Source organism: Bacillus sp. PK3-037 (assembly GCF_054161355.1).
Map to the genome: position 1 here is coordinate 1,776,710 of NZ_CP096408.1, position 24,539 is coordinate 1,801,248.

The 24,539-nt window shown below is 42.3% G+C and carries 25 protein-coding genes and 1 riboswitch; of the genes, 23 read left to right on the top strand and 2 right to left on the bottom strand.

Annotated features, from left to right (window positions below; all coding sequences use genetic code 11):
• Positions 1-10: 10 nt before the first annotated feature.
• The 6 genes from ccsB to aroD all read left to right on the top strand — a co-directional run bounded on the left by ccsB (position 11) and on the right by aroD (position 6,460).
• Entirely contained in the window at positions 11-1,186 is a 1,176-nt protein-coding gene (gene ccsB / locus M1D69_RS09280) for a c-type cytochrome biogenesis protein CcsB (RefSeq protein WP_101860350.1), read from the top strand.
• A gap of 82 nt (positions 1,187-1,268) precedes the next feature.
• The gene (gene resD / locus M1D69_RS09285; protein WP_010334777.1) at positions 1,269-1,991 is read left to right on the top strand and encodes a DNA-binding response regulator ResD; all 723 of its coding nucleotides are present in this window, start codon (positions 1,269-1,271) and stop codon (positions 1,989-1,991) included.
• Complete coding sequence (resE, locus tag M1D69_RS09290; protein ID WP_458103941.1) at positions 1,988-3,754, top strand: sensor histidine kinase ResE; 1,767 nt, start codon at positions 1,988-1,990, stop codon at positions 3,752-3,754. The genes resD and resE overlap by 4 nt, the downstream gene beginning before the upstream one ends.
• 203 nt (positions 3,755-3,957) lie before the next feature.
• Positions 3,958-4,542: an RNA polymerase sigma factor SigX gene (gene sigX / locus M1D69_RS09295; protein WP_458103940.1), complete on the top strand. Its 585-nt coding sequence runs from the start codon at positions 3,958-3,960 to the stop codon at positions 4,540-4,542.
• Positions 4,478-5,587: a sigma-X negative effector gene (locus tag M1D69_RS09300; protein WP_458103939.1), complete on the top strand. Its 1,110-nt coding sequence runs from the start codon at positions 4,478-4,480 to the stop codon at positions 5,585-5,587. The genes sigX and M1D69_RS09300 overlap by 65 nt, the downstream gene beginning before the upstream one ends.
• Positions 5,588-5,698: 111 nt before the next feature.
• Positions 5,699-6,460 (top strand): type I 3-dehydroquinate dehydratase, encoded by a 762-nt coding sequence (aroD, locus tag M1D69_RS09305; protein WP_458103938.1) that lies wholly within the window; start codon positions 5,699-5,701, stop codon positions 6,458-6,460.
• 58 nt (positions 6,461-6,518) lie between these two features.
• On the opposite strand, the gene serA is transcribed toward aroD, so the two are convergent.
• Positions 6,519-8,096 (bottom strand): phosphoglycerate dehydrogenase, encoded by a 1,578-nt coding sequence (gene serA / locus M1D69_RS09310; RefSeq protein WP_458103937.1) that lies wholly within the window; start codon positions 8,094-8,096, stop codon positions 6,519-6,521.
• Between the two features lie 206 nt (positions 8,097-8,302).
• Positions 8,303-8,437, top strand: a riboswitch (FMN riboswitch).
• A 157-nt stretch (positions 8,438-8,594) separates the two neighbouring features.
• Here serA and fmnP point away from each other — a divergent pair.
• The gene (gene fmnP / locus M1D69_RS09315) at positions 8,595-9,167 is read left to right on the top strand and encodes a riboflavin transporter FmnP (protein ID WP_024121894.1); all 573 of its coding nucleotides are present in this window, start codon (positions 8,595-8,597) and stop codon (positions 9,165-9,167) included.
• Between the two features lie 39 nt (positions 9,168-9,206).
• Here fmnP and M1D69_RS09320 read toward each other — a convergent pair whose 3' ends face one another.
• Complete coding sequence (locus M1D69_RS09320; RefSeq protein WP_003225461.1) at positions 9,207-9,455, bottom strand: ferredoxin; 249 nt, start codon at positions 9,453-9,455, stop codon at positions 9,207-9,209.
• Between the two features lie 265 nt (positions 9,456-9,720).
• Between M1D69_RS09320 and M1D69_RS09325 the strand changes: the two genes are divergently transcribed.
• The 16 genes from M1D69_RS09325 to rpsA all read left to right on the top strand — a co-directional run bounded on the left by M1D69_RS09325 (position 9,721) and on the right by rpsA (position 24,537).
• The gene (locus tag M1D69_RS09325; RefSeq protein ID WP_458106174.1) at positions 9,721-10,779 is read left to right on the top strand and encodes a helix-turn-helix domain-containing protein; all 1,059 of its coding nucleotides are present in this window, start codon (positions 9,721-9,723) and stop codon (positions 10,777-10,779) included.
• Positions 10,772-12,262, top strand: coding sequence for a RecQ family ATP-dependent DNA helicase (locus M1D69_RS09330; protein WP_458103936.1), 1,491 nt, complete (start codon positions 10,772-10,774; stop codon positions 12,260-12,262). Before M1D69_RS09325 ends, M1D69_RS09330 begins: the two co-directional genes overlap by 8 nt.
• Before the next feature lie 14 nt (positions 12,263-12,276).
• On the top strand, positions 12,277-12,858 hold the full coding sequence (locus tag M1D69_RS09335) for a CPBP family intramembrane glutamic endopeptidase (RefSeq protein ID WP_458103935.1): 582 nt from the start codon (positions 12,277-12,279) through the stop codon (positions 12,856-12,858).
• Positions 12,842-13,582, top strand: coding sequence for a LysM peptidoglycan-binding domain-containing protein (locus tag M1D69_RS09340; protein ID WP_458103934.1), 741 nt, complete (start codon positions 12,842-12,844; stop codon positions 13,580-13,582). The genes M1D69_RS09335 and M1D69_RS09340 overlap by 17 nt, the downstream gene beginning before the upstream one ends.
• 64 nt (positions 13,583-13,646) lie before the next feature.
• Positions 13,647-14,090 (top strand): YpbF family protein, encoded by a 444-nt coding sequence (locus M1D69_RS09345; protein WP_024121889.1) that lies wholly within the window; start codon positions 13,647-13,649, stop codon positions 14,088-14,090.
• Between the two features lie 85 nt (positions 14,091-14,175).
• Complete coding sequence (locus tag M1D69_RS09350; RefSeq protein ID WP_458103933.1) at positions 14,176-14,955, top strand: metallophosphoesterase; 780 nt, start codon at positions 14,176-14,178, stop codon at positions 14,953-14,955.
• Between the two features lie 151 nt (positions 14,956-15,106).
• Positions 15,107-15,691: a genetic competence negative regulator gene (locus M1D69_RS09355; protein WP_010334765.1), complete on the top strand. Its 585-nt coding sequence runs from the start codon at positions 15,107-15,109 to the stop codon at positions 15,689-15,691.
• 156 nt (positions 15,692-15,847) lie between these two features.
• Positions 15,848-17,122 (top strand): NAD-specific glutamate dehydrogenase, encoded by a 1,275-nt coding sequence (gene gudB, locus M1D69_RS09360; RefSeq protein ID WP_024121887.1) that lies wholly within the window; start codon positions 15,848-15,850, stop codon positions 17,120-17,122.
• Positions 17,123-17,230: 108 nt separating this feature from the next.
• Positions 17,231-18,205, top strand: coding sequence for a YpdA family putative bacillithiol disulfide reductase (locus M1D69_RS09365; RefSeq protein WP_151175111.1), 975 nt, complete (start codon positions 17,231-17,233; stop codon positions 18,203-18,205).
• Positions 18,206-18,325: 120 nt separating this feature from the next.
• A complete protein-coding gene (gene prsW, locus M1D69_RS09370; RefSeq protein ID WP_458103932.1) occupies positions 18,326-18,982 on the top strand; it encodes a glutamic-type intramembrane protease PrsW in 657 nt (218 codons plus the stop codon).
• 143 nt (positions 18,983-19,125) lie between these two features.
• On the top strand, positions 19,126-20,040 hold the full coding sequence (sleB, locus tag M1D69_RS09375; RefSeq protein ID WP_059293685.1) for a spore cortex-lytic enzyme: 915 nt from the start codon (positions 19,126-19,128) through the stop codon (positions 20,038-20,040).
• A gap of 36 nt (positions 20,041-20,076) precedes the next feature.
• Positions 20,077-21,429, top strand: a complete 1,353-nt coding sequence (gene ypeB / locus M1D69_RS09380) for a germination protein YpeB (RefSeq protein WP_024121883.1) — start codon at positions 20,077-20,079, stop codon at positions 21,427-21,429.
• Between the two features lie 92 nt (positions 21,430-21,521).
• Positions 21,522-22,178, top strand: coding sequence for a flagellar brake protein (locus M1D69_RS09385; RefSeq protein ID WP_458103931.1), 657 nt, complete (start codon positions 21,522-21,524; stop codon positions 22,176-22,178).
• A 44-nt stretch (positions 22,179-22,222) separates the two neighbouring features.
• A complete protein-coding gene (locus M1D69_RS09390; protein ID WP_063623048.1) occupies positions 22,223-22,399 on the top strand; it encodes a YpfB family protein in 177 nt (58 codons plus the stop codon).
• Between the two features lie 78 nt (positions 22,400-22,477).
• Positions 22,478-23,152, top strand: a complete 675-nt coding sequence (gene cmk / locus M1D69_RS09395; RefSeq protein ID WP_044155003.1) for a (d)CMP kinase — start codon at positions 22,478-22,480, stop codon at positions 23,150-23,152.
• 236 nt (positions 23,153-23,388) lie between these two features.
• A complete protein-coding gene (rpsA, locus tag M1D69_RS09400; RefSeq protein ID WP_024121879.1) occupies positions 23,389-24,537 on the top strand; it encodes a 30S ribosomal protein S1 in 1,149 nt (382 codons plus the stop codon).
• The last annotated feature ends 2 nt before the right edge of the window (positions 24,538-24,539 follow it).

The window sequence follows — 24,539 nt, forward strand, 5'->3', positions numbered from 1 at the left end:
GAGTGGTGTCATGGCGGAGCTGAGCGGAAATTTTCTTTATGCGGCCTTTCTCGTGTATTTAATCGCGGTCCCGATTTTCGGCGGGGCCATACGCGGAAGGAAAAATAAAAAAGACAGGGCAAACCGGTGGGCGACGATCGGGATTACCCTTTCGATTATCGGTTTTCTCTGCCACCTGGGCTATTTTATTACAAGGTGGGCTGCCAGCGGCCATGCGCCTGTCAGCAACATGTTTGAATTTACAACGGCCTTTGGCATGATGCTTGTGCTTGCGTTTATTATCCTTTATTTTATCTATCAATTGCCTTCATTAGGTCTGTTTACATTATCGATCGCTTTATTGCTGATTGCATACGCCAGCATGTTTCCGACGGACATTTCGCCTTTAATTCCGTCATTGCAGAGCAATTGGCTGTATATCCACGTAACCACGGCCGCGCTGGGGCAAGCTATACTCGCCATCAGTTTTGTCGCAGGTGTCATTTTTCTTTTGAAGCATGTTGACCAAACAAAACCTAGTAAAAAAACCTTTTGGCTTGAAGCTATCATGTTTATTATGGTGACGGCAGTTGCCTTTATTGTGATAACATCTGTGTTTCGTTTTGCCGGGTATGAAGCTGAGTTTAACTGGGTGGATAAGAATAAGGAAAAAAGCGTAATGGTCTATGAAATGCCCGCACTTGTAGGTCCGCATGAGGGTGAGCTTATCACCGAGGGGAAAATGCAGCCCATTGCAGAGCTTCCGGCCCTTTTCTCAGGCAGAAAGGTAAACACGGTGATTTGGTCGTTTGGAGCTGGACTCCTATTGTACGGAGCGCTTCGCCTGATCGTCAGAAAAAGAATCAGTGCCTGTTTACATCCTCTGGTGAAAAACGTGAATCTTGATCTGGTGGATGAGGTTGGCTACAGAGCCGTTTCCATCGGTTTTCCGATTTTTACACTTGGCGCGCTGATCTTTGCAATGATTTGGGCTCAGCTCGCTTGGACGAGATTTTGGGGCTGGGACCCGAAGGAAGTATGGGCGCTGATCACGTTTTTGTTTTACGCCGCATATTTGCATTTAAGGCTGTCAAGAGGATGGCACGGTGAGAAATCAGCATGGCTGGCCGTAATCGGTTTTGCCATCATTATGTTCAATTTAATATTCGTAAATCTTGTGCTTGCCGGACTTCATTCTTATGCATAGTCCAGAAAAAAGCGATACAGTTCTCAAACTTTCTCACGATTTGATAAAATGAAAGTAACAGAAGGAAAGCAGGGGGAAAACGATGGACCAAACCAATGAAACCAAAATATTAGTAGTTGATGACGAAGCCAGAATTCGCCGCCTTTTAAAAATGTATCTTGAACGTGAAAATTATGTGATTGAAGAAGCGGAAAATGGTGATGAAGCCATTGCCAAAGGCCTCGAAACCAATTATGACTTAATTTTGCTTGACCTAATGATGCCTGGCACAGACGGAATTGAGGTCTGCCGCCAAATTCGCGAAAAAAAAGCTACACCAATCATCATGCTGACCGCAAAAGGAGAAGAAGCAAACCGGGTGCAGGGGTTTGAATCGGGAACAGATGATTACATTGTCAAACCGTTTAGTCCGAGAGAAGTTGTGCTGCGGGTAAAAGCGCTTTTGAGAAGGGCATCTCAAAACTCTTATTTCAATGCGAATACGCCGACGAAAAACGTATTGGTGTTTTCTCATCTGTCAATCGATCATGATGCCCATCGGGTAACGGCTGACGGAACTGAAGTGAGCTTAACACCGAAAGAGTATGAGCTCCTTTACTTCTTAGCGAAAACGCCTGACAAAGTGTATGATCGGGAAAAGCTTCTCAAGGAAGTGTGGCAGTATGAATTTTTTGGCGATCTGCGTACAGTAGACACACACGTCAAACGTCTCCGGGAAAAGCTCAATAAAGTATCACCTGGAGCTGCCAAAAAAATCGTCACCGTATGGGGCGTCGGTTATAAATTCGAGGTAGGCGCTGAATGAAATTTTGGAAAAGCGTAGTAGGCAAGCTGTGGGCTACGATCCTTTCTCTTGTCCTGATCGTATTATTTATTTTAACGGTGCTTTTACTCGAGTTTATTGAAAATTATCATGTGGAAGAAGCTGAAAATGATTTAACCCAGCTTGCAAATAAAGTCGCAGTCATCTTAGAAAAGCACGAGGATCAGGCGCTGGCAAGGTCGATCACCTGGGAGCTCGCTGATAACTTAACAAGCATTGCGATCATACAGGATGAGAAAAAATACTGGTATTCGCCGAACGATAAAAATCGGCTTTCATCTATTACGCTTGAGCAAATACAGCGGGACAAGGATTTACACCAGGCTCTGGACAACCATAAAAAAGTCAGTAAACGTACGGGCCTGAGTGGCAGAGACGCGGATAATGAACGCCTGATTGTGGGTGTTCCGTATGAAAAAGACGGAAAAAAAGGCATGGTCTTTTTATCTCAGTCTCTGCTTGCCGTCAAAGACACAACAAAACACACGACCCGTTATATATTTCTTGCCGCAGGCATTGCGATTGTGCTGACCACATTTTTTGCTTTCTTTTTATCAAGCAGGGTCACGTATCCGCTTCGAAAAATGAGAGAGGGCGCACAGGATTTGGCAAAGGGCAAGTTTGACACGAAAATCCCGATTTTAACCCAGGATGAAATCGGTGAGCTGGCAACCGCCTTTAATCAAATGGGACGGCAGCTTAATTTTCATATCAATGCCCTCAACCAAGAAAAAGAACAGCTTTCAAACATTTTAAGCAGTATGGCTGACGGAGTGATTACCATCAATATCGACGGCACGATTCTTGTGACAAACCCGCCGGCCGAACGTTTTCTGCAGGCTTGGTATTATGAGCAGAATATGAATATTAAAGAAGGCGACAATCTTCCGCCAGAAGCGAAAGAACTGTTCCAAAATGCTGTCAGCACAGAAAAAGAACAAATGATTGAAATGACGCTGCAGGGCAGATCATGGGTGCTGCTGATGTCGCCGCTGTATGCGGAATCGCATGTCAGAGGCGCAGTTGCCGTTCTTCGAGATATGACCGAAGAACGCCGCCTTGATAAATTGCGCGAGGACTTTATCGCAAATGTCAGCCATGAATTAAGAACGCCGATCTCCATGCTTCAAGGGTATAGTGAAGCCATTGTCGATGACATTGCGAGCTCCGAAGAAGACCGAAAAGAGATTGCTCAAATTATATATGACGAGTCGCTGCGAATGGGCCGGCTTGTCAACGATTTGCTTGATTTAGCGCGAATGGAATCAGGCCATACTGGATTGCATTATGAACAAATCAATCTTAATGAATTTATAGAAAAGATCATGCGCAAATTTTCCGGCGTTGCCAAAGAAAAAAATATTTCTTTGCATCAGGACATTTCTCTCACTGAAGAGGAATTTATGTTTGATGAAGATAAGATGGAGCAGGTGTTTACCAATTTAATTGATAACGCGCTGCGTCATACTCAATCAGGCGGCAGTGTCTCCATCTCCGTTCATACGGTTAAGGATGGAATAAAAATAGACGTCAAAGATTCCGGCTCAGGCATACCGGAAGAGGATCTGCCATTTATTTTTGAGCGGTTCTATAAAGCGGATAAAGCACGGACAAGAGGCAGAGCAGGAACCGGACTGGGACTCGCTATTGTTAAAAATATTGTGGAAGCTCACAACGGTACCATTACGGTGCACAGCCGGATGGACAAAGGAACGACGTTTACGTTTTATATTCCGACAAAATGATCAAGTCGAGTCTGAATTTGCCGAAGAATCTTGTTCCATAAGAAACACCCGCTGATCCAAGCGGGTGTTTTTTAAAAGGTTTTTCTTAATAAAATTTAAGGATATGTTAATATAAATTCCCTTCCAAATTCCAGTTTCTCGTAATATAGTTGTAATGTAACTTTTAAGCTATTATTACGACTAAAGGAACGGAGGGGTTTCCTATGGAAGAAACCTTTCAAACGTTATATAAAACTTACCATCAAGATTTATACCAATTTTTATTTTATATGGTAAAGGATAAAAGCCAGGCTGAAGACCTTCTTCAGGAGGTTTATATTCGTGTATTAAATTCATATCATACGTTTGAAGGAAGAAGCAGTGAAAAAACATGGCTTTTGTCGATTGCACGCCATGTGGCGATAGACTGGTTCCGTAAGCAGCAGACGATCAGACAGCGTGTACTCGGGACATTTGATTGGGATACACAGGATGTCAGAGATCAGCAATTGCTTCCGGACGAACTCGCGGTTCAACATGAAAATGTCCGGGAAATTTATGCTGCGCTCGATCAATGTACGATCGATCAAAGAGCTGTGATTATCTTACGGTTTATTCAGGGATATTCAATACAGGAAACAGCCAATGCTCTGCGCTTCTCGGAAAGCAAAGTGAAAACGACCCAACATAGAGGGCTCAAAGTACTTCGGAAACATATGGAGCTTTTGAGGGAGGAGCTAATGGATGATGAAGTCAGATTGGAACGAAGAACAGATAAAGGAGTTGTTAAGTCAACTGCCGGCAGTTAAAGACCATCGTTCTCCGCAAGACATATATAAGCGGCTTTCGATGGCAAAAAGCAAAAAAAAATCCGCTGTTAGGTGGATTGGCCCCGCGTGTGCCACTGCGGTTGCGGTTTATATCGCCTTCATTATTTCTCCTCATTTTTTTGATCAGGCACAGCCTCAACAAAAAGAAGCGTCCCAAGAAAACGCTATAACGAAAACTGAGACAGCAGACAGCAAAAAAGATGCATTATCCCTGGATCAGTCATCGTTAGTTGTTCCTAAAAAGGAGCAAAACAATTATACGACTGTAGCAATTGCCGATGCCGAAACATCCACAATTATACCCGTCAGCATTAAAAAAACGAAATCAAACCAAACCATACAGGAGGTGCTGTTTGAAAGTGATCAATTGGATATCCTTGATCACGCCATCACGATTCCCTCCTTCATGGATGAAGTGGAAGTAAAGGAAAACCAAAACCATAAGGAATTACATATACAAGTCGATCAGCCCATTGAGGCTTTTTCTGTAAAAGACGACGCAATACTAAAAAAATTGCTGAAAGAATCTTTAAAATGGAGTCCTTATGAAAAAATCAAAATTTTTTCATCGGAGCAGAAAAAGGACGGCGCCAGTATTGGCTCAAATGGTACGTTTACTGAAATTCCTATTCCTAAACAGTCGAACAGAGCCTACTCCTTGTACCAAAATGAAAAAGGACAAGACTTTCTCGTTCCAACAGAAAGAACATTTAATACTGTAAAAGAAGCTATTAAGGAAATGGAATCGAGCACTCAAACAAATACTGCACCTCTTATTCAAGCGGGTGCCGTCAAATCTGTAACGGAGAAACAGACACACTTATATATCCATTTCTCAAAACACTCAGGAGTTGAGGATTCTATTGCCGGCATTTTAATGCTGGAGGGACTTCTTTTAACAGCAAAGGAGTTTGGCTTTACAGAAGTGACCTTTGCGGAAACGGGAACAAAAAAAATCGGAAGATACGATGTATCAGAAGCTATTCCGGTTCCAGCTGCACCAAATCCGATTTCCTTACATTAAAAGAGCCTTTTTCAGGCTCTTTTTTCGTTGCTTTTCATATAATAGAAATTTTCAAAAAAAACTTGTCCGTGTATAATAAAACAAGGTAAAGATTGAAAGGATTTGAGACGAGTGAACGTGTTAACAATCAAAGGAGTTTCCATCGGTGAAGGGATGCCGAAAATCATCGTTCCGCTGATGGGGAAAACGGAAAAGCAAATTTTAAAAGAAGCAGAAGCTGTGAAATTACTGGATCCGGATATTGTCGAGTGGCGAGTCGATGTATTTGAAAAAGCAGACGACAGCGAAGCCGTCATAAAGATGATCTCAAAGCTGCGAGAGTCTTTGAGAGACAAGCTGTTTCTATTTACATTCAGATCGCATAAAGAAGGCGGGAGCAAAGAAATGGATGTAAGTTCTTACATCGCTTTGCTGGAAACGGCTATCCGCACAAAAGATATAGACTTTATCGATATTGAATTATTTTCAGGAGAGGCAAACGTTGAAGCGTTAGTATCTTTAGCAGGAGAAAATGGTGTCTACGTGATTATGTCTAATCATGACTTTCAGAAAACACCTGCAAAGGACGAGATCATTTCTCGGCTTCGTAAAATGCAGGAGTTAGGAGCGCATATTCCGAAAATAGCCGTAATGCCGAATGATGCAGGAGATCTTTTAACCTTGCTTGATGCGACGTATACGATGAAGACAAAATATGCGGACCGACCGATGATCACAATGTCAATGGCGGGAACGGGATTAGTTAGCAGGCTGAGCGGTGAGATATTTGGATCAGCTTGCACATTCGGCGCAGGAGAAGAGGCTTCAGCACCTGGGCAAATACCTGTATCCCAACTGAGAAACGTGTTAGAAGTACTGCACAAACATACATAAACAGGAAACCGTTAAAAAGCAGAAAAAAACTCAAGCTGCAGAGCTTGAGTTTTTTTCATTATGGAAGATCAATAAGTTTTACAGACACGATATCAGGAACATCTGTTAGTTCTTTCACAATTTTATCTTCTAAATGTCTGTCAAAAGAAAGCATCATGATGGCTTCTCCGCCTTTTTCTTTACGGCCGACCTGCATGGTTGCAATGTTAATATCGTTATCTCCGAGAATACGTCCCACACGGCCGATGACCCCCGTCGTATCCTGATGCTGGATGTAAACCAGGTGGCCTGTTGGATAAAAGTCGATATTAAACCCGTTGATTTCGACAATGCGTTCTCCGAAATGAGGGATATAGGTAGCTGTAACGGTAAAGGTGCTGCGGTCTCCTGCAACTTTTACGCTAATGCAATTATCGTATCCAGATTCAGAAGTGGAAATCTTTTCACTAAAGCTAATGCCGCGTTCTTTTGCGACACCGCCCGCATTTACTTCGTTAACTGTTGAGTCAACGCGTGGTTTTAAGAAGCCTGACAGAAGGCTTTTTGTAATAAACGATGTTTCAAGTTTAGCAATTGTGCCTTCATATTGAATCGCGACATCCTGTACCGGCTCTTTCATGCATTGTGATACGAGGCTGCCGATTTTTCCTGCGATTTGGTGGTACGGCTTAATCTTAGCGAATTCATCTTTTGTCATGGCAGGCAGGTTAATGGCTGACATAACAGGAAGACCTTTTGCGAACTGCAGAACTTCTTCTGATACTTGCGCTGCAACATTCAGCTGCGCTTCTTTTGTCGATGCCCCTAGGTGAGGAGTGGCAATCACTAACGGGTGGTCAACGAGCTTATTATCAACTGGCGGTTCAACTTCAAAAACGTCAAGAGACGCACCGGCAACATGGCCGCTTTCTAAAGCTTCAAGAAGAGCTGCCTCATCGATAATGCCGCCTCGTGCACAGTTAATTAAGCGAACACCTTTTTTCGTTTTTGCAATTGTTTCTTTGTTTAATAAGCCTTTTGTTTCTTTTGTTAACGGTGTATGCACAGTGATGATATCTGCGCTTTCCAAGACTTCTTCGAACGTACGGCTGTTTACACCGATTTTTTTCGCTCTTTCTTCTGTTAAGAAAGGATCAAAAACGTGCACGGTCATACCGAAGGCTCTTGCTCGCTGTGCAATTTCGCTTCCGATTCTTCCTAATCCTACAATTCCAAGTGTTTTGCCGTAAAGTTCCGAACCAACATATGCTGTGCGGTTCCATTCTCTGGATTTTACAGAGATATTGGCCTGAGGGATGTGTCTCATTAAAGATGAGATCATCGCGAATGTGTGCTCAGCTGTGGAAATTGTGTTTCCGTTTGGTGCATTAATAACAATTACCCCATGTTTCGTCGCTTCGTCAATGTCGATATTATCCACACCGACACCGGCTCTTCCAACGATTTTTAAAGAAGTCATTTTTTGAAAAAGGTCTTCTGTTACTTTTGTCGCACTTCGCACCAATAGAGCATCAAAGGTATGTAATTCATCCTCTGCATCTGCTACGTTTTTTTGGACGATTTCAATAAAGTCTGATTCAATAAGTGGTTGTAAGCCGTCGTTGCTCATTTTGTCTGAGACCAATACTCGAAACATCGTAAGATTTCCTCCTAAATTGACAAACTAAATATCTGATAATTTAACATATTCTCAATAGAGTGTCAATGTGTATTGACGCAGTAAAGGATAAAAGGAAAGCGAGGAATTGACCAGTTTTAGAGACTTTTGGCGTTATATTTAATTTGAAGCAATTATCTATACAACCAACCGTTTATCGTTTATAATGGAACCAAATTCATATGATCAATCTTCGGGGCAGGGTGAAATTCCCTACCGGCGGTGATGAGCAATGGCTCTAAGCCCGCGAGCTGTTTTTGACAGCAGGATTCGGTGTGATTCCGAAGCCGACAGTATAGTCTGGATGGGAGAAGATGGAGGTTCAGCAGCGTTTTGAAAGAAAGGTTTTCAAACGTTTCTTTACCAAGCCAAATTTTTGAAACCCCGCTTTTATATCATAGAGCGGTTTTTTTTATTGGCTGGAAAAAGAACCTTTCCGCTTTTCGAGTAAGATGTGATCGAAAAGGAGAGAGCAAATTGAAAGTAAAAAAATTAGTCGTGATCAGCATGCTGAGCAGCATCGCATTTGTATTGATGCTGTTAAATTTTCCGTTTCCGGGGCTTCCTGATTATTTAAAAATTGATTTCAGTGATGTCCCTGCCATTATTGCGATTCTTATATACGGACCTTTAGCGGGTATTGCCGTTGAAGCGATAAAAAACGTTCTTCAATATATCATTCAGGGGAGCATGGCAGGAGTGCCTGTAGGACAAATTGCAAATTTCATTGCCGGAACACTCTTTATTTTGCCGACTGCTTTCTTATTTAAAAAGCTGAACTCGGCAAAAGGCCTGGCAGTAAGTCTTCTGCTTGGAACTGCAGCTATGACGGTGCTGATGAGCATTCTGAATTATGTTCTGATTCTTCCGGCCTACACATGGTTTTTACACTCCCCGGCATTATCCGACAGTGCGCTGAAAACAGCGGTAGTCGCTGGTATCCTGCCATTTAACGTCATAAAAGGCATTGTCATTACGATTGTGTTCACACTTATCTTTATCAAGCTTAAACCGTGGATTGAACAGCAAAGAAGCGCGCATATTCATTAAATAAAAAAAGCTCCCGCAGGGGAGCTTTTTCGATTACTTCTATTCAAATTTAAGCGGGTCGCCTTCAAACGGCTCATCCGCCACTTTGATGGAATCAGTAGGGCATCCTTCAAATGCGTCAATCATATCTTCTTCCAGTACTTCAGGAACTTCGACAACGCCTTTGTTTTCGTCGAGCGTTACGAACGCGATGCCTTCATCATCGTAATCGTAAATGTCTGGTGCAGCCGCTCCGCAAGCGCCGCATGCAATGCATGTATCTTTGTCTACGATTGTGTACTTTGCCATGAATAAAACCTCCCAGATTGTTCTTGGTGGAACAAATGGATCAATCTTTATATTTAATCAATTTAACACCTATTCCTCTTACTTATTGTAATGATGTTGATGCCACATTTCAACAGAAAAATGATTGAGAATGCTTATCACATAAGGGGTTATCTACATAACATCCCCCCTAATGATGACTTTAAACGTCGATTTCTGTTTAAAATCTGTTAAAATAAAAAGAACAAACCAGCGATTTTTGTCAGGAAGAATGTGGGTGGATAGGTTGTCATTAAATTACTTTGATATCATGGTTCTCGATTGCCTTTCTAAAATAAACGGGGAACGGACAGGAAGTGCCGTTTTTCACTTATTCAAAGGAAAAAAATCGTCACAAACCATTCAAGATGCCGGCTTATTTCAGACTGCAAGATATTTTGGAATGGCTCCGCAATGTTCAAGAAGCGACATTTCAGCCTCGCTCCGCAAGCTTGAACAGCAGTCATTTCTGGAACCGATGTCAGAAACAGATACATACAGAGTGACTATTAGAGGCGAAAGCATGTTGCGGCAGGCGCTGAGTGAACGGCCTTGGCCAGCCCATTGCCACGGCGCTTATTTTCAGCAGGCCGCAAGCGTGCTCTGGAAAAGACTTTCCCTTCTCGTACAGGTATTGTCAAATAAGCAGCACAGCAACAGACAGTATATTCCCGTCACAAAAGACTATAAGACGCTTCACTGGGTCAAGCGATACATGCTCAAGCAAAAGGATCATGAAAAACTGGCAAGAGGCTTGCAGGATATGCTGGAGAATCATTTGCAAAAGCTTGACGAGAAAGCAGCTCTTATCTTTGTCTACTCATTAACTTCATATAATAGGATCGGTTATACGAGCAGGCAGCTTGCTGACAATTTGAAAGAAGACGAGTGGTACGTTTATGTCTTGTTTTGGGCTGCGGTACATTATTTTATTCATTCCTTGCCGCAATGTGAAGATTCTATATTAAAGGATCTTCTTTCTGATGTGCATTTGGAGAACGCACTGACTGAGTCTACGAGAAAAACATGGCAGATGGTCAGACAAGGGATTCCGATTCAGCGAATTGCTGAAATTAGAAAGCTGAAAACCGCCACAATTGAAGACCATATTGTCGAAATTTCTCTTCATGAGCCGGCTTTTGTGATTGATGGATATATTTCGGCTGAAGATCAGCTCCAAATTGCTGAGTTCGCCAAACGCATGCGGACAAACAAGATCAAACAAATTCGAGAAGGCCTAGAGCAGCGGTTCAGCTACTTTCAAATCAGGCTGGCATTGGCAAAGCAGGTGAAACAGTATGACTAAATTACAGCAAGCGTTATATCAGTTTTTTGGTTTTCATTCCTTTAAAAAAGGGCAGGAGGACATCATCAGAAGCGTACTCAGCGGAAAGGATACCATTGCAATGCTCCCGACAGGGGGAGGAAAGTCTCTTTGCTACCAGTTGCCCGGTTATATGCTTGACGGTATGATATTAATCGTTTCTCCTTTGCTTTCTTTAATGGAGGATCAGATGCAGCAGCTGAAAGCGCGGGGAGAAAAACGAGCTGCCGCATTGAATAGCATGCTGGGCAGGCAGGAAAGACATTTCGTTTTGGAGCATATCCACCGCTACAAATTTTTGTATCTGTCGCCCGAAGCTTTGCAGTCGTCATATGTCTTGGAAAAATTAAAGAGCGTTCCGATCAGTCTTTTTGTTATTGATGAAGCGCATTGTATATCGGAGTGGGGACACGATTTTAGGCCTGATTATTCAAAGCTTGGACAGCTGAGAAAAAAACTTGGGCATCCGCCGGTGCTTGCTCTGACGGCTACGGCGACGAAGGATACGCTGCATGATGTCATGAATTTGCTTGATCTGCAGCATGCCGAACAGCATCTTAACTCGGTTAACCGGCCGAATATTGCACTCAAAGTTGAAAATACTGCGGATACTGCCGAAAAAATAGATAGGGTTATTCAGCTGGTTGAAAACCTGCAAGGACCGGGAATTGTCTATTGTCCGACAAGGAAATGGGCAGAGGAATTAGCGGAGGAAATTAAAAATAAAACAAGCAGCAGGGTTGATTATTACCATGGCGGCATGGATTCTGGTGACAGAATGTTAATTCAGCAGCAATTTATCAATAACCAGCTTGATGTCATTTGCTGTACAAATGCGTTCGGAATGGGTGTTGATAAATCTGATATCAAATATGTCATCCATTTTTATCTCCCGCAGACGGCTGAAGCTTTTATGCAGGAAATTGGCAGAGCAGGGCGTAACGGAAAACCGAGTGTCAGCATTTTGCTCAGAGCGCCTGGAGATTTCGAATTGCAAGAGCAGATTATCCAAATGGAGAGCCTTGCGGATGGAGAAATCGCCAATGTTATTCGCGTGCTGGAGGAAACGGAAGAACGGGACGAAAGAAAACTGCGCGAATTATTAATGCAATATGGTATCACAGAGACGCAGTCGCGAATGATCATCCATCTCTTTATGCAGGGGAAAACATCAATTGAACTGATCAAGCGGGAAATCACGTATCGCATGGAGCTGAAACTTGACAAAATGCGTCACGTATCAGCTTTGCTTCATCATGATGGCTGTTTAAGACAATCGCTGTTAGCCTATTTTGATGAAACCTACGAGCCCGATAAGGGAAGCATGCCATGCTGTTCTCATTGCGGTTTTGACCTTTCGCTGTATGAAGAAAAAGAGGAGCGCGTCAAAATAGAGCCACTAGACGGCTGGAGATCGGAATTGCACCGTATATTCAGTCTGCAGACTGTAGGTGAGCCGAACTGAAACAGCAAAAGGATTTGATCCAGCATCTGTCTGACCGTGATATACTGAAGCAGCTATACATGACACAGCTTCTGATCATCATGGTGTCCGCTGCTGCCGTTTTGTTCTTTTTTCAGGATGCAAGTGATTTTTTCAAGCTCTGGCATATTAGGGATATAAGAATCATTTGGTATGGTGTTTCTTTGGCGGTTATTGTCATATTAGCCGACATGGCAATCATGAAATGGTGTCCGTCTCATTTATATGATGACGGCGGAATCAATAAAAAGTTATTCAGTAAAAGGCCAATCCCTCATATTATATTTTTAACGCTTCTGATTTCTTTTGCTGAAGAAATGTTATTCAGGGGAGTGCTGCAGACCCATCTTGGTTTATGGGCGGCCAGTCTTGTATTTGCTGTTCTTCATTTTCGGTATTTGACAAAATGGCTGCTATTTATCATGGTGACGGCAATCAGCTTTTTGCTTGGACTGATTTATGAATGGACCGGCAATCTATTTGTTCCCGTAACGGCGCATTTTATTATTGATGCCGTGTTTGCCTGTCAGATTCGTTTTGAACATGTTAGGAGGGATACACATGACGAACATGTCTAGATTAGAAAGAAGAAAAGCCCAGAATCTTTATGAAGACCATAAAACCGCATTGGCGGACGACCTTTTCGAAGATGATGAAGAAAGCCTTCCGACAAGACAATCTGTAAAAAATCAAAGAGAGAAGAAAAAAAAGCAAGGCAAAACAAGAACGCCGTTATTTACCACTCTCGCAGTACTGTTTGTATTTGTGCCGGTTATCGTCTTTGTCACCTTATTTTATCTAATGAAAAGCCATTCGGGAAATCCCGATGATTATGAAGATGTTTTTATAAACAGCAGCCAGAGTAAATACGAGGTAGTCCAAAAACCAGAGGCCAAAAAAGAAACGGCAGAGACAGTTCTGCGCGAAGAGTCAAAAAAAAAATCTGAAGGCAAAAAGACAGAGAAACAAACAGAAGCAACAACTGATAAGAAGCAGCCTGCTGTAGCGGAAAAAGAGAACACAGCAAACAAACAGGAAGCAAAAAGCGCGGCTGCTTCCCCTTCCCCGGAAAAAACAGTCCAAAAAGAGCAGGAACAGGTACAGCAGCAGTCTGAACCAGTTCAAGATACGGAGGCAAAACGTGTCGTTCAGCACACCGTTCAAAAGAAAGAAACGCTGTACCGCATTTCCATGAAATATTATAAAAGCAGATCAGGAGAAGAAAAGATCCGTGCCTATAATCATTTGAACGGAAATGACGTTTATACCGGGCAAATTTTGGACATCCCTTTGACTTATTAGCGGGCATCTTTTTGATCGCAGGCTCATATATTGTAGCAATGAAAAGGGACAAGGTGTGAAGCGTATGGAATCCTTATGGAACCAGCTGGACCGATTTACGGACGCGCCGACCAAACAGATGCTACAGGCGTTGGTGAAACGAAAACAAAAATACGAAAACTATGCTGCGCAATGCCGCAGGTGGCGGTGGACCTCACTCATTTGCCTGGGCTTATTATGTCTTTTAATGATGATCAAAAGTCCGGCGCCTCAGCTCATTCTTCAAGAAATGCTCAGCCATACCTTTTATTTATTTTGGATGATGGCAACTGCTTTTGCATACTGCACTTCATATTATTTTAAGAAAAAAGAAGAAAAAGCCGAGGGTGATTTCCATAAACTGAGATGTGAAATTATTCAGAAAAGCACTGATCTTTGGCCGCAGCCTGATAAATGGAAGGCGAGAGAATCTGTTTTTCAATTGATGAAGCACCAATACGATATTAATCTATATTTTGAAAGTAAATAAAATGAGGCGTTTTCTCAAACGATAGAAACGTCTTTTTTTTATTGTCCGTCTTATTGATAAGTTCTAAAAGAATGGAGAGTTTTTAATGAAGCGATCAATGAAAATTGCCGGTGCATTGGCTATTGCAGCAGCGGCAATGACGGCAAAAATGTATTCAGTGGCAAAAGGCAATCACCTGAAAATCCATACATTTACGTTATCAAAAATGAAGGGGAAGCCGCCTCTTACGATCTTTTTTATATCTGACATTCATAAACGTATTGTTGATCACGGTCTTTTAGAGGAAGCGCAGGGCCATCAGCCGGATCTGGTTATCATCGGCGGTGACTTAGCTGAGGGCGGAGTGCCCTGCTCGAGAATTGAGGAAAACGTCAGAAGGCTTGCGGGTTTGGGAGTCCCTGTCATGTTTGTCTGGGGAAACAATGATTATGAAATCAGTCAGCGGGAACTGTATGCTATTTTTAAAACGCACCGTATTATTACACTGCGAAATGAATCGGTTCCTTTTACGTATAACGGACATACCATCACCATAGCCGGAGTGGATGACATCAGGATGGAGATGGATGATTATGAAGAAGCGATTAAAGAAATTGACGGGAACCAGGTGAACGTTCTGGTTTGCCATAACCCTGAGATCCATCAACAAATCAATGAAACTGACGGTATTGATGTGATATTCAGCGGGCATACCCATGGCGGGCAGATTCGATTTGGAAAATTTGGCCCATATGAGCTTGGGACAACCGGTTTTGTTAAAAATGCTGCGTACCTCATCAGCAATGGGTACGGCACAACAAAAGTGCCCCTTCGTTTAGGGGCGGAGCCTGAGGCACACATCGTGACACTTGCAGCACCTGAATGACTTCCCTAAAGAGTGTGTCAGTAAAAAACTGCATTGTGCTTGTCTTACTAGTGAACTCAGTGTAAACTGATAACAATTAAGAACCTATGACTCATCATCTCATATAATGTGTTATATGATTTGTGTGCAAGTAGAGGCAGGAGGGAACGTTATGCGGCTTGAGCGTCTGAATTATAATAAGATCAAAATCTTCTTGACCCTCGATGATTTAACTGATCGTGGATTAACAAAAGAAGACCTCTGGAAGGACTCATTTAAAGTCCACCAGTTATTTAAAGATATGATGAATGAAGCAAATACAGAGCTCGGCTTTGAAGCGAATGGACCGATTGCAGTGGAAGTGTATTCTCTCCAAGCACAAGGGATGGTTGTGATCGTAACAAAGAACCAAGAAGCGGATTCAGAAGAAGATGAGTATGATGATGATTACATCGAAATGCAAGTCAAGCTTGACGAAAGCGCAGACATCATATATCAATTCCATTCCTTTGAAGATATCATTCAGCTTTCTGAAAGCTTACAGCGGATCGGTATCACAGGAGGAACTGTCTACCACTATGAAGGACAGTACTTTCTGAGCCTTGAAGACTTGGGATCACAGACTGCCGAGGGTGTTGTGGCGGTCCTGGCTGAATACGGCAATCCGACAACATTAACGATTTATCGCTTACAAGAGTATGGTAAGCTCATTATGGACGGAAATGCCGTAGAGACAATCCAAACTCATTTTTCATAAGAATGGAAGAAAAACCGCTGTTTTTTACAGCGGTTTTTTTTGTTAAAAAACATGGAAAAACATAACGTTTATCCTATGCATAGATCATATGAAGGTGTATACTATTCTCTGAAAGGGAGCATGTGAGAAACAGAAGATTCTAGGAGGTTAACTCAAATGGCAGCCGATCGAAACACCGGTCATACAGAAGAGGACAAACTTGATGTATTAAAATCAACCCAAACCGTAATACATAAGGCTCTGGAAAAATTGGGATATCCTGAAGAAGTATACGAACTGTTAAAAGAGCCGATGAGATTATTAACGGTAAAAATACCAGTTCGTATGGACGACGGTTCAGTCAAGATTTTTACGGGGTATCGTGCCCAGCACAATGACTCTGTCGGTCCGACAAAAGGCGGGATACGTTTTCACCCGAACGTAACTGAAAAAGAGGTGAAGGCACTTTCCATTTGGATGAGTTTAAAATGCGGTATCATTGATCTTCCATATGGCGGTGGTAAAGGCGGAATTGTTTGTGATCCAAGGGATATGTCGTTTAGAGAGCTGGAGCGTCTAAGCAGGGGTTATGTCAGAGCTATCAGCCAAATTGTCGGTCCGACGAAAGACGTGCCGGCGCCGGATGTATTTACAAACTCACAAATCATGGCTTGGATGATGGATGAGTATTCGAGAATTGATGAATTTAATTCGCCTGGGTTCATTACAGGCAAACCGCTTGTGCTTGGCGGATCTCACGGGAGAGAATCAGCGACAGCAAAAGGTGTAACCATCTGCATAAAAGAAGCGGCGAAGAAAAAAGGCATCGATATTAAAGGTGCACGAGTTGTCGTTCAAGGCTTCGGAAACGCCGGAAGTTATTTGGCAAAATTTATGCATGATGCAGGGGCAAAGGTTGTCGGCATATCCGATGCATACGGCGGGCTGTATGACCCTGAAGGCCTGGATATTGATTATTTACTCGACCGCCGCGACAGTTTTGGCACAGTGACGAAGCTTTTCAACGATACGATTACGAACCAAGAGCTGCTGGAACTGGATTGTGATATTTTAGTTCCTGCCGCGATTGAAAACCAAATTACAGAAGAAAATGCCCATAACATTCAGGCGAAAATCGTCGTTGAAGCAGCAAACGGGCCAACTACGCTTGAAGGAACAAAGATTCTGTCAGACCGTGACATTCTGCTTGTTCCCGATGTACTGGCAAGCGCGGGAGGCGTAACGGTTTCTTATTTTGAATGGGTTCAGAATAACCAGGGCTTCTACTGGAGCGAGGAAGAAGTAGAAGAGAAATTAGAAAAAATGATGGTAAAATCATTCAACAATATATATGAAATGGCCAACAACCGAAGAATCGACATGAGACTTGCCGCTTATATGGTAGGTGTGCGTAAAATGGCTGAGGCTTCGCGCTTTAGAGGATGGATATAAGTTGATGATTTGCATAAAAAATAAAAATCTCCTATGATAAAATAGGAGATTTTTTTATTTGGAAATAGAAAAATGTGAATCGAATGCCAATCGCAGGAGTTGACGGAAATGATTGAAGAAAAAGCAATAATTATTGGCGGAGGTCCTTGCGGGTTATCTGCGGCCATTCACCTAAAACAAATTGGCATTGATGCCCTCGTCATTGAAAAAGGCAATGTCGTTAACAGTATTTACAATTATCCGACGCATCAAACCTTTTTCAGCTCAAGTGAAAAGCTTGAAATCGGTGACGTGGCATTTATTACCGAAAACAGAAAGCCTGTCAGAATTCAGGCTTTGTCGTACTACAGGGAAGTCGTGAAGCGGAAAAAGATCCGTGTGAATGCATTTGAAATGGTGCAAAAAGTGACAAAAGCAGAAAATAATTCATTTGTTATCGAAACGTCAAAAGAGACGTATTCAACACCATACTGCATTATTGCCACAGGCTATTATGATCATCCGAACTATATGAACGTACCCGGTGAGGATTTGCCGAAGGTATTCCATTATTTTAAGGAAGGACATCCGTATTTCGATAAAGACGTCGTCGTTATCGGCGGGAAAAATTCAAGTGTAGATGCTGCGCTTGAACTCGTCAAATCAGGAGCGCGTGTCACCGTTTTATATAGGGGCAATGAATATTCTTCAAGCATTAAGCCATGGATTCTGCCAGAATTCGAATCTTTAGTAAGAAACGGTACAATCCGAATGGAATTTGGCGCTTGTGTAGAAAAAATCACTGAAGATGAAGTCGTTTTCCGCTCCGGCCAGCAGGAACTGATTACCATTAAAAACGACTTTGTATTTGCCATGACGGGTTATCATCCTGATCATCAATTTTTGAAAAAAATCGGTGTGAAAATCGATGAGGAATCAGGGCGTCCGTTTTTTAATGAAGAAACGATGGAAACCAATGTGGAGGGCGTTTTTATTGCCGGGGTCATCGCTGCCGGAAACAATGCAAATGAAATATTTATTGAAAACGGAAGATTTCACGGCGGCCACATCGCAAATGAAATCGCAAAAAGAGAAGATAAGTGAAAAGAGGAGAGCATATGAAGGATTCGTATGCTCTTTTTGTTTTTTTAAGGGCAGACAGATGTAAATTCATACACAACATGGTAGGATAGACATAGGAATATAAAGGAAAGAGGTTGCCTGATGTTTGCAATCATCTCTGCAGGAATTGCTCCCGGCATCGCGCTGTTAAGTTATTTTTATTTAAAAGATCAGTATGATAATGAACCTGTACATATGGTGCTTCGGTCATTTTTTCTTGGGGTTGTTCTTGTATTTCCCACCATGTTTATCCAGTATGTGCTTGAAAAAGAGAATGTGGGAGGCGGAAGCTTTTTTGTTTCTTTTTTGTCTACTGGGTTTTTGGAGGAATCATTAAAATGGTTTATTTTAATGATCAGTGTTTACCCGCACGCCCACTTTGATGAACATTATGACGGAATTGTATACGGCGCAAGTGTATCGCTCGGTTTTGCGACACTCGAAAATATTCTTTATTTAATCGGTCATGGCGTGGAGCATGCGTTTGTCAGAGCGCTGCTGCCCGTTTCATGCCATGCCTTAATTGGAGTGATTATGGGGTTTTACCTTGGGAAAGCGCGTTTTTCCGCTGAAAAAGCACGTGTAAAATGGCTTTTCCTTTCGTTGGCCGTCCCTTCACTTTTACATGGGTCGTATGACTTTATCCTGACAGCCCTCAGTAATTGGATCTATTACATGTTTCCATTTATGTTATTTTTATGGTGGTTTGGTTTGCGAAAAGCAAAAAAAGCCCGTTCCGTCAATATGATGCAGATATAGAAGAGCCGCACAGCGATAGTGCGGCTTTTTGATTTGTTGAAATTTTTAAGCTGTGAGGGATAAGAAGGAAAGAGTGTATAAAAATAACCTCGTTACAGAAAATACGATTACACTCAAAAATTTGCTGTAGGAGGCTTGAAAAGATGAAGTCCAAAGGATCGATTATGGCATGTCTCATCTTATTTTCCTTTATCATTACGACGTTTATCAATACTGAAACAATTTCAGCCTTTTCTAATCAAGTCATTCAAAGAGGGGCAACAGGGGACGATGTGATCGAGCTGCAGGCGCGTCTTCAATATAACGGATATTATAATGGGAAAATTGACGGGGTTTATGGATGGGGGACATACTGGGCAGTACGGAACTTTCAGGATCAATTCGGCTTAAAAGAGGTAGACGGTCTGGTCGGAGCCCAAACCAAAAAGACCTTGATATGTAAGTCTAAATATTACCGTGAATATGTCATGGAGCAGCTTCAAAAAGGAAATAAATTCACGCATTACGGAAAAATACCGCTGAAATACCAAACAAAACCGTCAAAAACAGCGACTCAAAAAGCAAGGCAGCAAGCAGAGACGCGGCAGAAACAGCCTGCTGAAAAAATAACACAGCAGCCGCAAGCGAATAAACAGCAAAACAATAACACGCCTGCAAAAACCAGAAAACAGGATGCGGTTGCAGCTAACATGCCAGGCGGTTTTTCCAATAATGATATTCGGCTGCTTTCTCAAGCGGTTTACGGGGAAGCGCGTGGGGAGCCGTACGAGGGACAGGTTGCTATTGCGGCAGTTATCTTGAACCGTTTAAACAGTCCGTTATTTCCAAATTCAATAGCAGGTGTTATTTTTGAACCGCTTGCCTTTACAGCGGTGGCTGACGGACAAATTTATATGCAGCCGAACGAAACAGCAAAAGAAGCAGTATTAGACGCCATTAATGGCTGGGACCCTTCCGAGGAAGCGCTATATTACTTTAATCCGGATACAGCTACCAGCGCGTGGATTTGGGGGCGCCCGCAGATTAAGAGAATCGGTAAACACATTTTCTGTGAGTAGCAGGACATAAGAAAGCATAAAAATGAGGTGTGATAAATGATCAGAGCTATTTTAATCGCAGTGCTCGGTATTGCAATTGTCGGTACTAGTTACTGGGGATACAAAGAGCACCAGGAAAAAGACGCTGTCCTTCTTCATGCTGAAAATAACTATCAGCGGGCGTTTCATGAGCTGACCTATCAGGTAGACCAGCTGCATGATAAAATTGGCGCAACGCTTGCCATGAACAGCAAAAAATCACTGTCCCCCGCATTGATAGATGTTTGGAGAATTACATCAGAAGCCCATAACAGTGTCAGTCAGCTGCCGCTTACATTAATGCCGTTTAACAAAACGGAAGAGCTGTTATCCAAGATCGGCGATTTCAGCTATAAAACGTCAATCAGAGATTTGGATCAAAAACCGCTCGATGAAAAAGAGTATACTTCGTTAAATAAGCTTTATCAGCAATCAGAAGATATACAAAATGAACTGCGCCACGTTCAGCACCTTGTTATGAGCAAGAACTTGCGCTGGATGGATGTAGAGATGGCGCTGGCCTCTGATGAAAAACAGAGTGATAACACGATCATCAATAGCTTTAAAACGGTTGAAAAAAATGTCGGATCCTTTGCCTCAGGAACAGATCTTGGGCCAAGTTTCACCAGCACCAAAAAAGAAGAGAAGGGTTTTGCCCATCTGAAGGGAAAAGAAATTTCTGCACAGGAAGCCAAACAAATTGCCCAACGCTTTGCACCTGATGACAATTATGCAATCAAAGTGATAAAGAGCGGAAAAAAAACAAACCGTGACGTCTACAGTATCAGTATGAAAGATCCTGATCATAAAGCAGCGATATATATGGATATTACAAAAAAAGGCGGACACCCGGTTTATTTAATCCAAAACAGAGAAGTGAAAGATCAGAAAATCAGCTTGAATGACGGATCGAATCGAGCCCTTGCTTTTCTAAAGAAAAACGGATATGAAACAAAAGATCTGGAAATCGATGAAAGTGCGCAATACGATAAAATCGGTGTATTCTCATATGTTCCAATAGAAAATAATGTCCGGATGTATCCAGAAGCCATCCGTATGAAAGTTGCCTTGGATGACGGCGAGGTTGTCGGCTTTTCAGCGCGAGATTTCTTAACATCCCACAGAAAAAGAGACATACCAAAGCCGGCTATCTCTGAACAAGATGCGAAAGCAAAATTAAACAAAAGTGTAGAAGTGAGAGAAACAAGGCTTGCTGTGATCACAAATGAATTAGGACAGGAAGTATTATGCTATGAAATGCTGGGGACGATTGAAAATGATACATTCAGAATGTATATAAATGCTAATGACGGAACGGAAGAGAAAGTTGAAAAACTAAAAAATGCTGAACCTATATATAAAGACCTATAAAAACTAGGAGGAAAGGACTAAAAGTCTTTTCCTTTTTTTCATTACATGCTTTAATAAAAAGTGAGTATATTGAATGCGAAAGAGTGAAGTCAATGATAGAGATTGGGGAAACTGTACACTTAGAATACATAGAAGAAAATGATTTAAAAATAGCAAAGAGCAAAGCCGTGAGTATAGAAAACGGAGAGCTCCTGATCGCATATCCGGTTGATGTAAACACAGGAAGAACCGTGATTTTACATCATAATATTGAAGTAACGGTAGAGTTTGTCGGTAAAGACGAAGTGCCTTACCGCTTCTCAAGCCGCATTAAGGGAAAAGTGAAGGACAAGCTTCAAATGATCTGCCTTGAAGTGCCTCCCCGTGAAAAAATAAAACGAATTCAGCGCCGGCAATATGTAAGAACTGACGCGGTATTGGATGTGCTGGTCGAGCCGGCAGATGAAAAAGACGGGTTTCATACACTCTCGTACAATATCAGCGCCGGCGGTATTGCTTTGATTGTGACAGATGGCTATTCTTTTCAGCACGGGGATACGCTGCGCCTGTTCATCAGCCTTCAGGATGGGGAGAAAACGAATCAAATAGAGGCTGACGCGGTTGTCAGGCGTGTCTATAATGATTCAAAATCAGGCAAACGTAAAATGACCTTGGAGTATTCGGAGATTTCAGCCGGTGATCAGCAGCTCCTTCTTCAGTATTGCATACGCCGCCAGTTAAACAAGAGAAGAAAGGGACGATTGGAATAAACATCGGCAAACACTTCCATACTATTTGTGATGGAGGTGGGCTGATGAAGACCTTTGAACGGCTGCTGCTCAAATTATTGTTCATTCAGGCAGTGATTTTACTTGGTATCCAGTTTCTTTTTCACTATCAGCATATTGAACCTTATGTCTCAAAAGTGATTCAATATGAAGGGGTGGATAAAATGGAAGTTAATGATTGGGTAGAAACCTTCAAACATTAATTATTCATGAATTTTTCACCCTTTTTCATAAAGTTCATGATACAATCCATAGAGGAGAAAAGAGCAAGGAGAGGAATTATGGAAAAGAAATTATCGATTGCGATCGACGGCCCGGCTGCTGCGGGGAAAAGCACCGTTGCCAAAATTGTGGCTGAGAAAAAATCGTACATATATATTGATACAGGAGCGATGTATCGGGCCATTACATATGTGGCTTTACAAGAAAAAGTTGATTTGACAGATGAAGCAAAATTGGCTGAGCTGTTAAAGCAAACCGATATTGAGCTGATTACAACAAAAGAAGGACAAAAGGTGCTTGTCAACGGCACAGATGTGACTGAGGACATCAGAAAAGACGAGGTCAGCAATCAAGTCTCAATTGCTGCCAAGCACAGAAGCGTCAGGGAAGAAATGGTGAAACGCCAGCAGCAGCTCGGGGAAAAAGGCGGCGTTGTCATGGACGGACGTGATATCGGAACTCATGTGCTTCCAAATGCCGAAGTGAAGATCTTTCTTTTGGCATCTGTTGAAGAGAGAGCGAAACGCCGTTATGAAGAAAACGTAAAAAAAGGCTACGATGCCAACTACGAAACATTAATTGAGGAAATTGCAAGAAGAGATAAGCTCGATTCAGAGCGCGAAGTTTCTCCGCTTCGAAAAGCAGATGACGCGCTTGAAATCGACACGACTTCTCTCTCCATTCAGGAAGTTGCTGAAAAAATCCTTGATGTAGTGGAGCAAAAGTCCCGCTGATACCGGCGGAGGCCACTTTTTTTGAATTTTTCAACAAAGAAAGAATGTTATTGCTTGACAAACCTGTCCTTTTATTAGAAGTTAATACTAATAAAACTTTTTATTGATCATTCAAAATCTTTTTTGGATGATTCTTTAATACATATTCGGCTAAAAGCGGACATGCATGATACGTGTTCAGCTTTCAAACCGTTTTTAATTAAGCTGTGTAGGTTTGGACCAAGGAGGTTATTCAAATGACAGAGGAAATGAATCAAATTGATGTTCAAGTGCCAGAGGTTGGAGATGTAGTAAAAGGGATTGTGACAAAGGTAGAGGACAAGCATGTGGATGTTGAAATTATCAATGTCAAACAGTCCGGTATTATTCCAATCAGTGAATTATCAAGTCTTCATGTAGAGAAAGCATCGGATGTCGTAAAAGTAGACGACGAGCTTGACCTGAAAGTAACAAAAGTGGAAGACGATGCTTTGATTTTATCTAAACGTGCTGTTGATGCAGACCGCGCTTGGGAAGACCTTGAGAAAAAATTTGAAACAAAAGAAGTGTTTGAAGCTGAAGTGAAAGATGTCGTAAAAGGCGGTCTAGTCGTTGATATCGGCGTACGGGGCTTTATTCCGGCATCGCTTGTAGAAGCGCATTTTGTAGAAGATTTTACCGACTATAAAGGAAAAACACTGTCTCTGCTCGTAGTAGAGCTTGACCGTGATAAAAACCGTGTCATCCTTTCACACCGTGCGGTTGTTGAAAGTGAGCAGGCGAATAAAAAACAAGACCTTCTTCAGTCTCTAGAAGTTGGAAGTGTGCTCGATGGTAAAGTGCAGCGCCTGACTGACTTTGGCGCGTTTGTTGATATCGGCGGTATCGACGGGCTTGTGCACATATCACAGCTTTCCCACTCCCACGTTGAAAAGCCGTCTGATGTTGTGGAAGAGGGACAGGAAGTGAAAGTGAAAGTATTATCGGTTGACCGGGATAATGAGCGTATTTCTTTATCTATTAAAGAAACGCTGCCTGGGCCTTGGAGCCAAATTGGCGAGAAAGTCAAACCGGGTGATGTGCTTGAAGGAAAGGTTCAGCGTCTCGTGAGCTTCGGTGCGTTTGTTGAAATTCTTCCTGGCGTAGAAGGTCTCGTTCATATTTCTCAAATTTCTAATAAACACATCGGCACGCCGCATGAAGTCCTTGAAGAAGGACAGACTGTAAAAGTGAAGGTTCTTGATGTGAATGAAAATGAAGAGCGCATTTCATTAAGCATGCGTGAGCTTGAAGAAGCTCCTAAAGCCGATCAAGAGGATTACCGCCAATATCAGGCGAAGGAAGAAACAAGCACTGGCTTCCAGCTTGGAGATCTGATCGGAGATAAGCTTAATAAATTAAAATAATT

Coding starts and splice junctions, on each gene's coding strand:
- cmk (WP_044155003.1), top strand. CDS start 22,478: ATGGAAAAGAAATTATCGATTGCGATCGACGGCCCGGCTGCTGCGGGG.
- sleB (WP_059293685.1), top strand. CDS start 19,126: ATGAAGTCCAAAGGATCGATTATGGCATGTCTCATCTTATTTTCCTTT.
- M1D69_RS09390 (WP_063623048.1), top strand. CDS start 22,223: ATGAAGACCTTTGAACGGCTGCTGCTCAAATTATTGTTCATTCAGGCA.
- M1D69_RS09350 (WP_458103933.1), top strand. CDS start 14,176: ATGAAGCGATCAATGAAAATTGCCGGTGCATTGGCTATTGCAGCAGCG.
- serA (WP_458103937.1), bottom strand. CDS start 8,096: ATGTTTCGAGTATTGGTCTCAGACAAAATGAGCAACGACGGCTTACAA.
- M1D69_RS09355 (WP_010334765.1), top strand. CDS start 15,107: ATGCGGCTTGAGCGTCTGAATTATAATAAGATCAAAATCTTCTTGACC.
- M1D69_RS09385 (WP_458103931.1), top strand. CDS start 21,522: ATGATAGAGATTGGGGAAACTGTACACTTAGAATACATAGAAGAAAAT.
- resE (WP_458103941.1), top strand. CDS start 1,988: ATGAAATTTTGGAAAAGCGTAGTAGGCAAGCTGTGGGCTACGATCCTT.
- sigX (WP_458103940.1), top strand. CDS start 3,958: ATGGAAGAAACCTTTCAAACGTTATATAAAACTTACCATCAAGATTTA.
- prsW (WP_458103932.1), top strand. CDS start 18,326: ATGTTTGCAATCATCTCTGCAGGAATTGCTCCCGGCATCGCGCTGTTA.
- M1D69_RS09330 (WP_458103936.1), top strand. CDS start 10,772: ATGACTAAATTACAGCAAGCGTTATATCAGTTTTTTGGTTTTCATTCC.
- gudB (WP_024121887.1), top strand. CDS start 15,848: ATGGCAGCCGATCGAAACACCGGTCATACAGAAGAGGACAAACTTGAT.
- rpsA (WP_024121879.1), top strand. CDS start 23,389: ATGACAGAGGAAATGAATCAAATTGATGTTCAAGTGCCAGAGGTTGGA.
- M1D69_RS09300 (WP_458103939.1), top strand. CDS start 4,478: ATGATGAAGTCAGATTGGAACGAAGAACAGATAAAGGAGTTGTTAAGT.
- ccsB (WP_101860350.1), top strand. CDS start 11: ATGGCGGAGCTGAGCGGAAATTTTCTTTATGCGGCCTTTCTCGTGTAT.
- M1D69_RS09365 (WP_151175111.1), top strand. CDS start 17,231: ATGATTGAAGAAAAAGCAATAATTATTGGCGGAGGTCCTTGCGGGTTA.
- M1D69_RS09320 (WP_003225461.1), bottom strand. CDS start 9,455: ATGGCAAAGTACACAATCGTAGACAAAGATACATGCATTGCATGCGGC.
- M1D69_RS09340 (WP_458103934.1), top strand. CDS start 12,842: ATGACGAACATGTCTAGATTAGAAAGAAGAAAAGCCCAGAATCTTTAT.
- ypeB (WP_024121883.1), top strand. CDS start 20,077: ATGATCAGAGCTATTTTAATCGCAGTGCTCGGTATTGCAATTGTCGGT.
- M1D69_RS09345 (WP_024121889.1), top strand. CDS start 13,647: ATGGAATCCTTATGGAACCAGCTGGACCGATTTACGGACGCGCCGACC.
- resD (WP_010334777.1), top strand. CDS start 1,269: ATGGACCAAACCAATGAAACCAAAATATTAGTAGTTGATGACGAAGCC.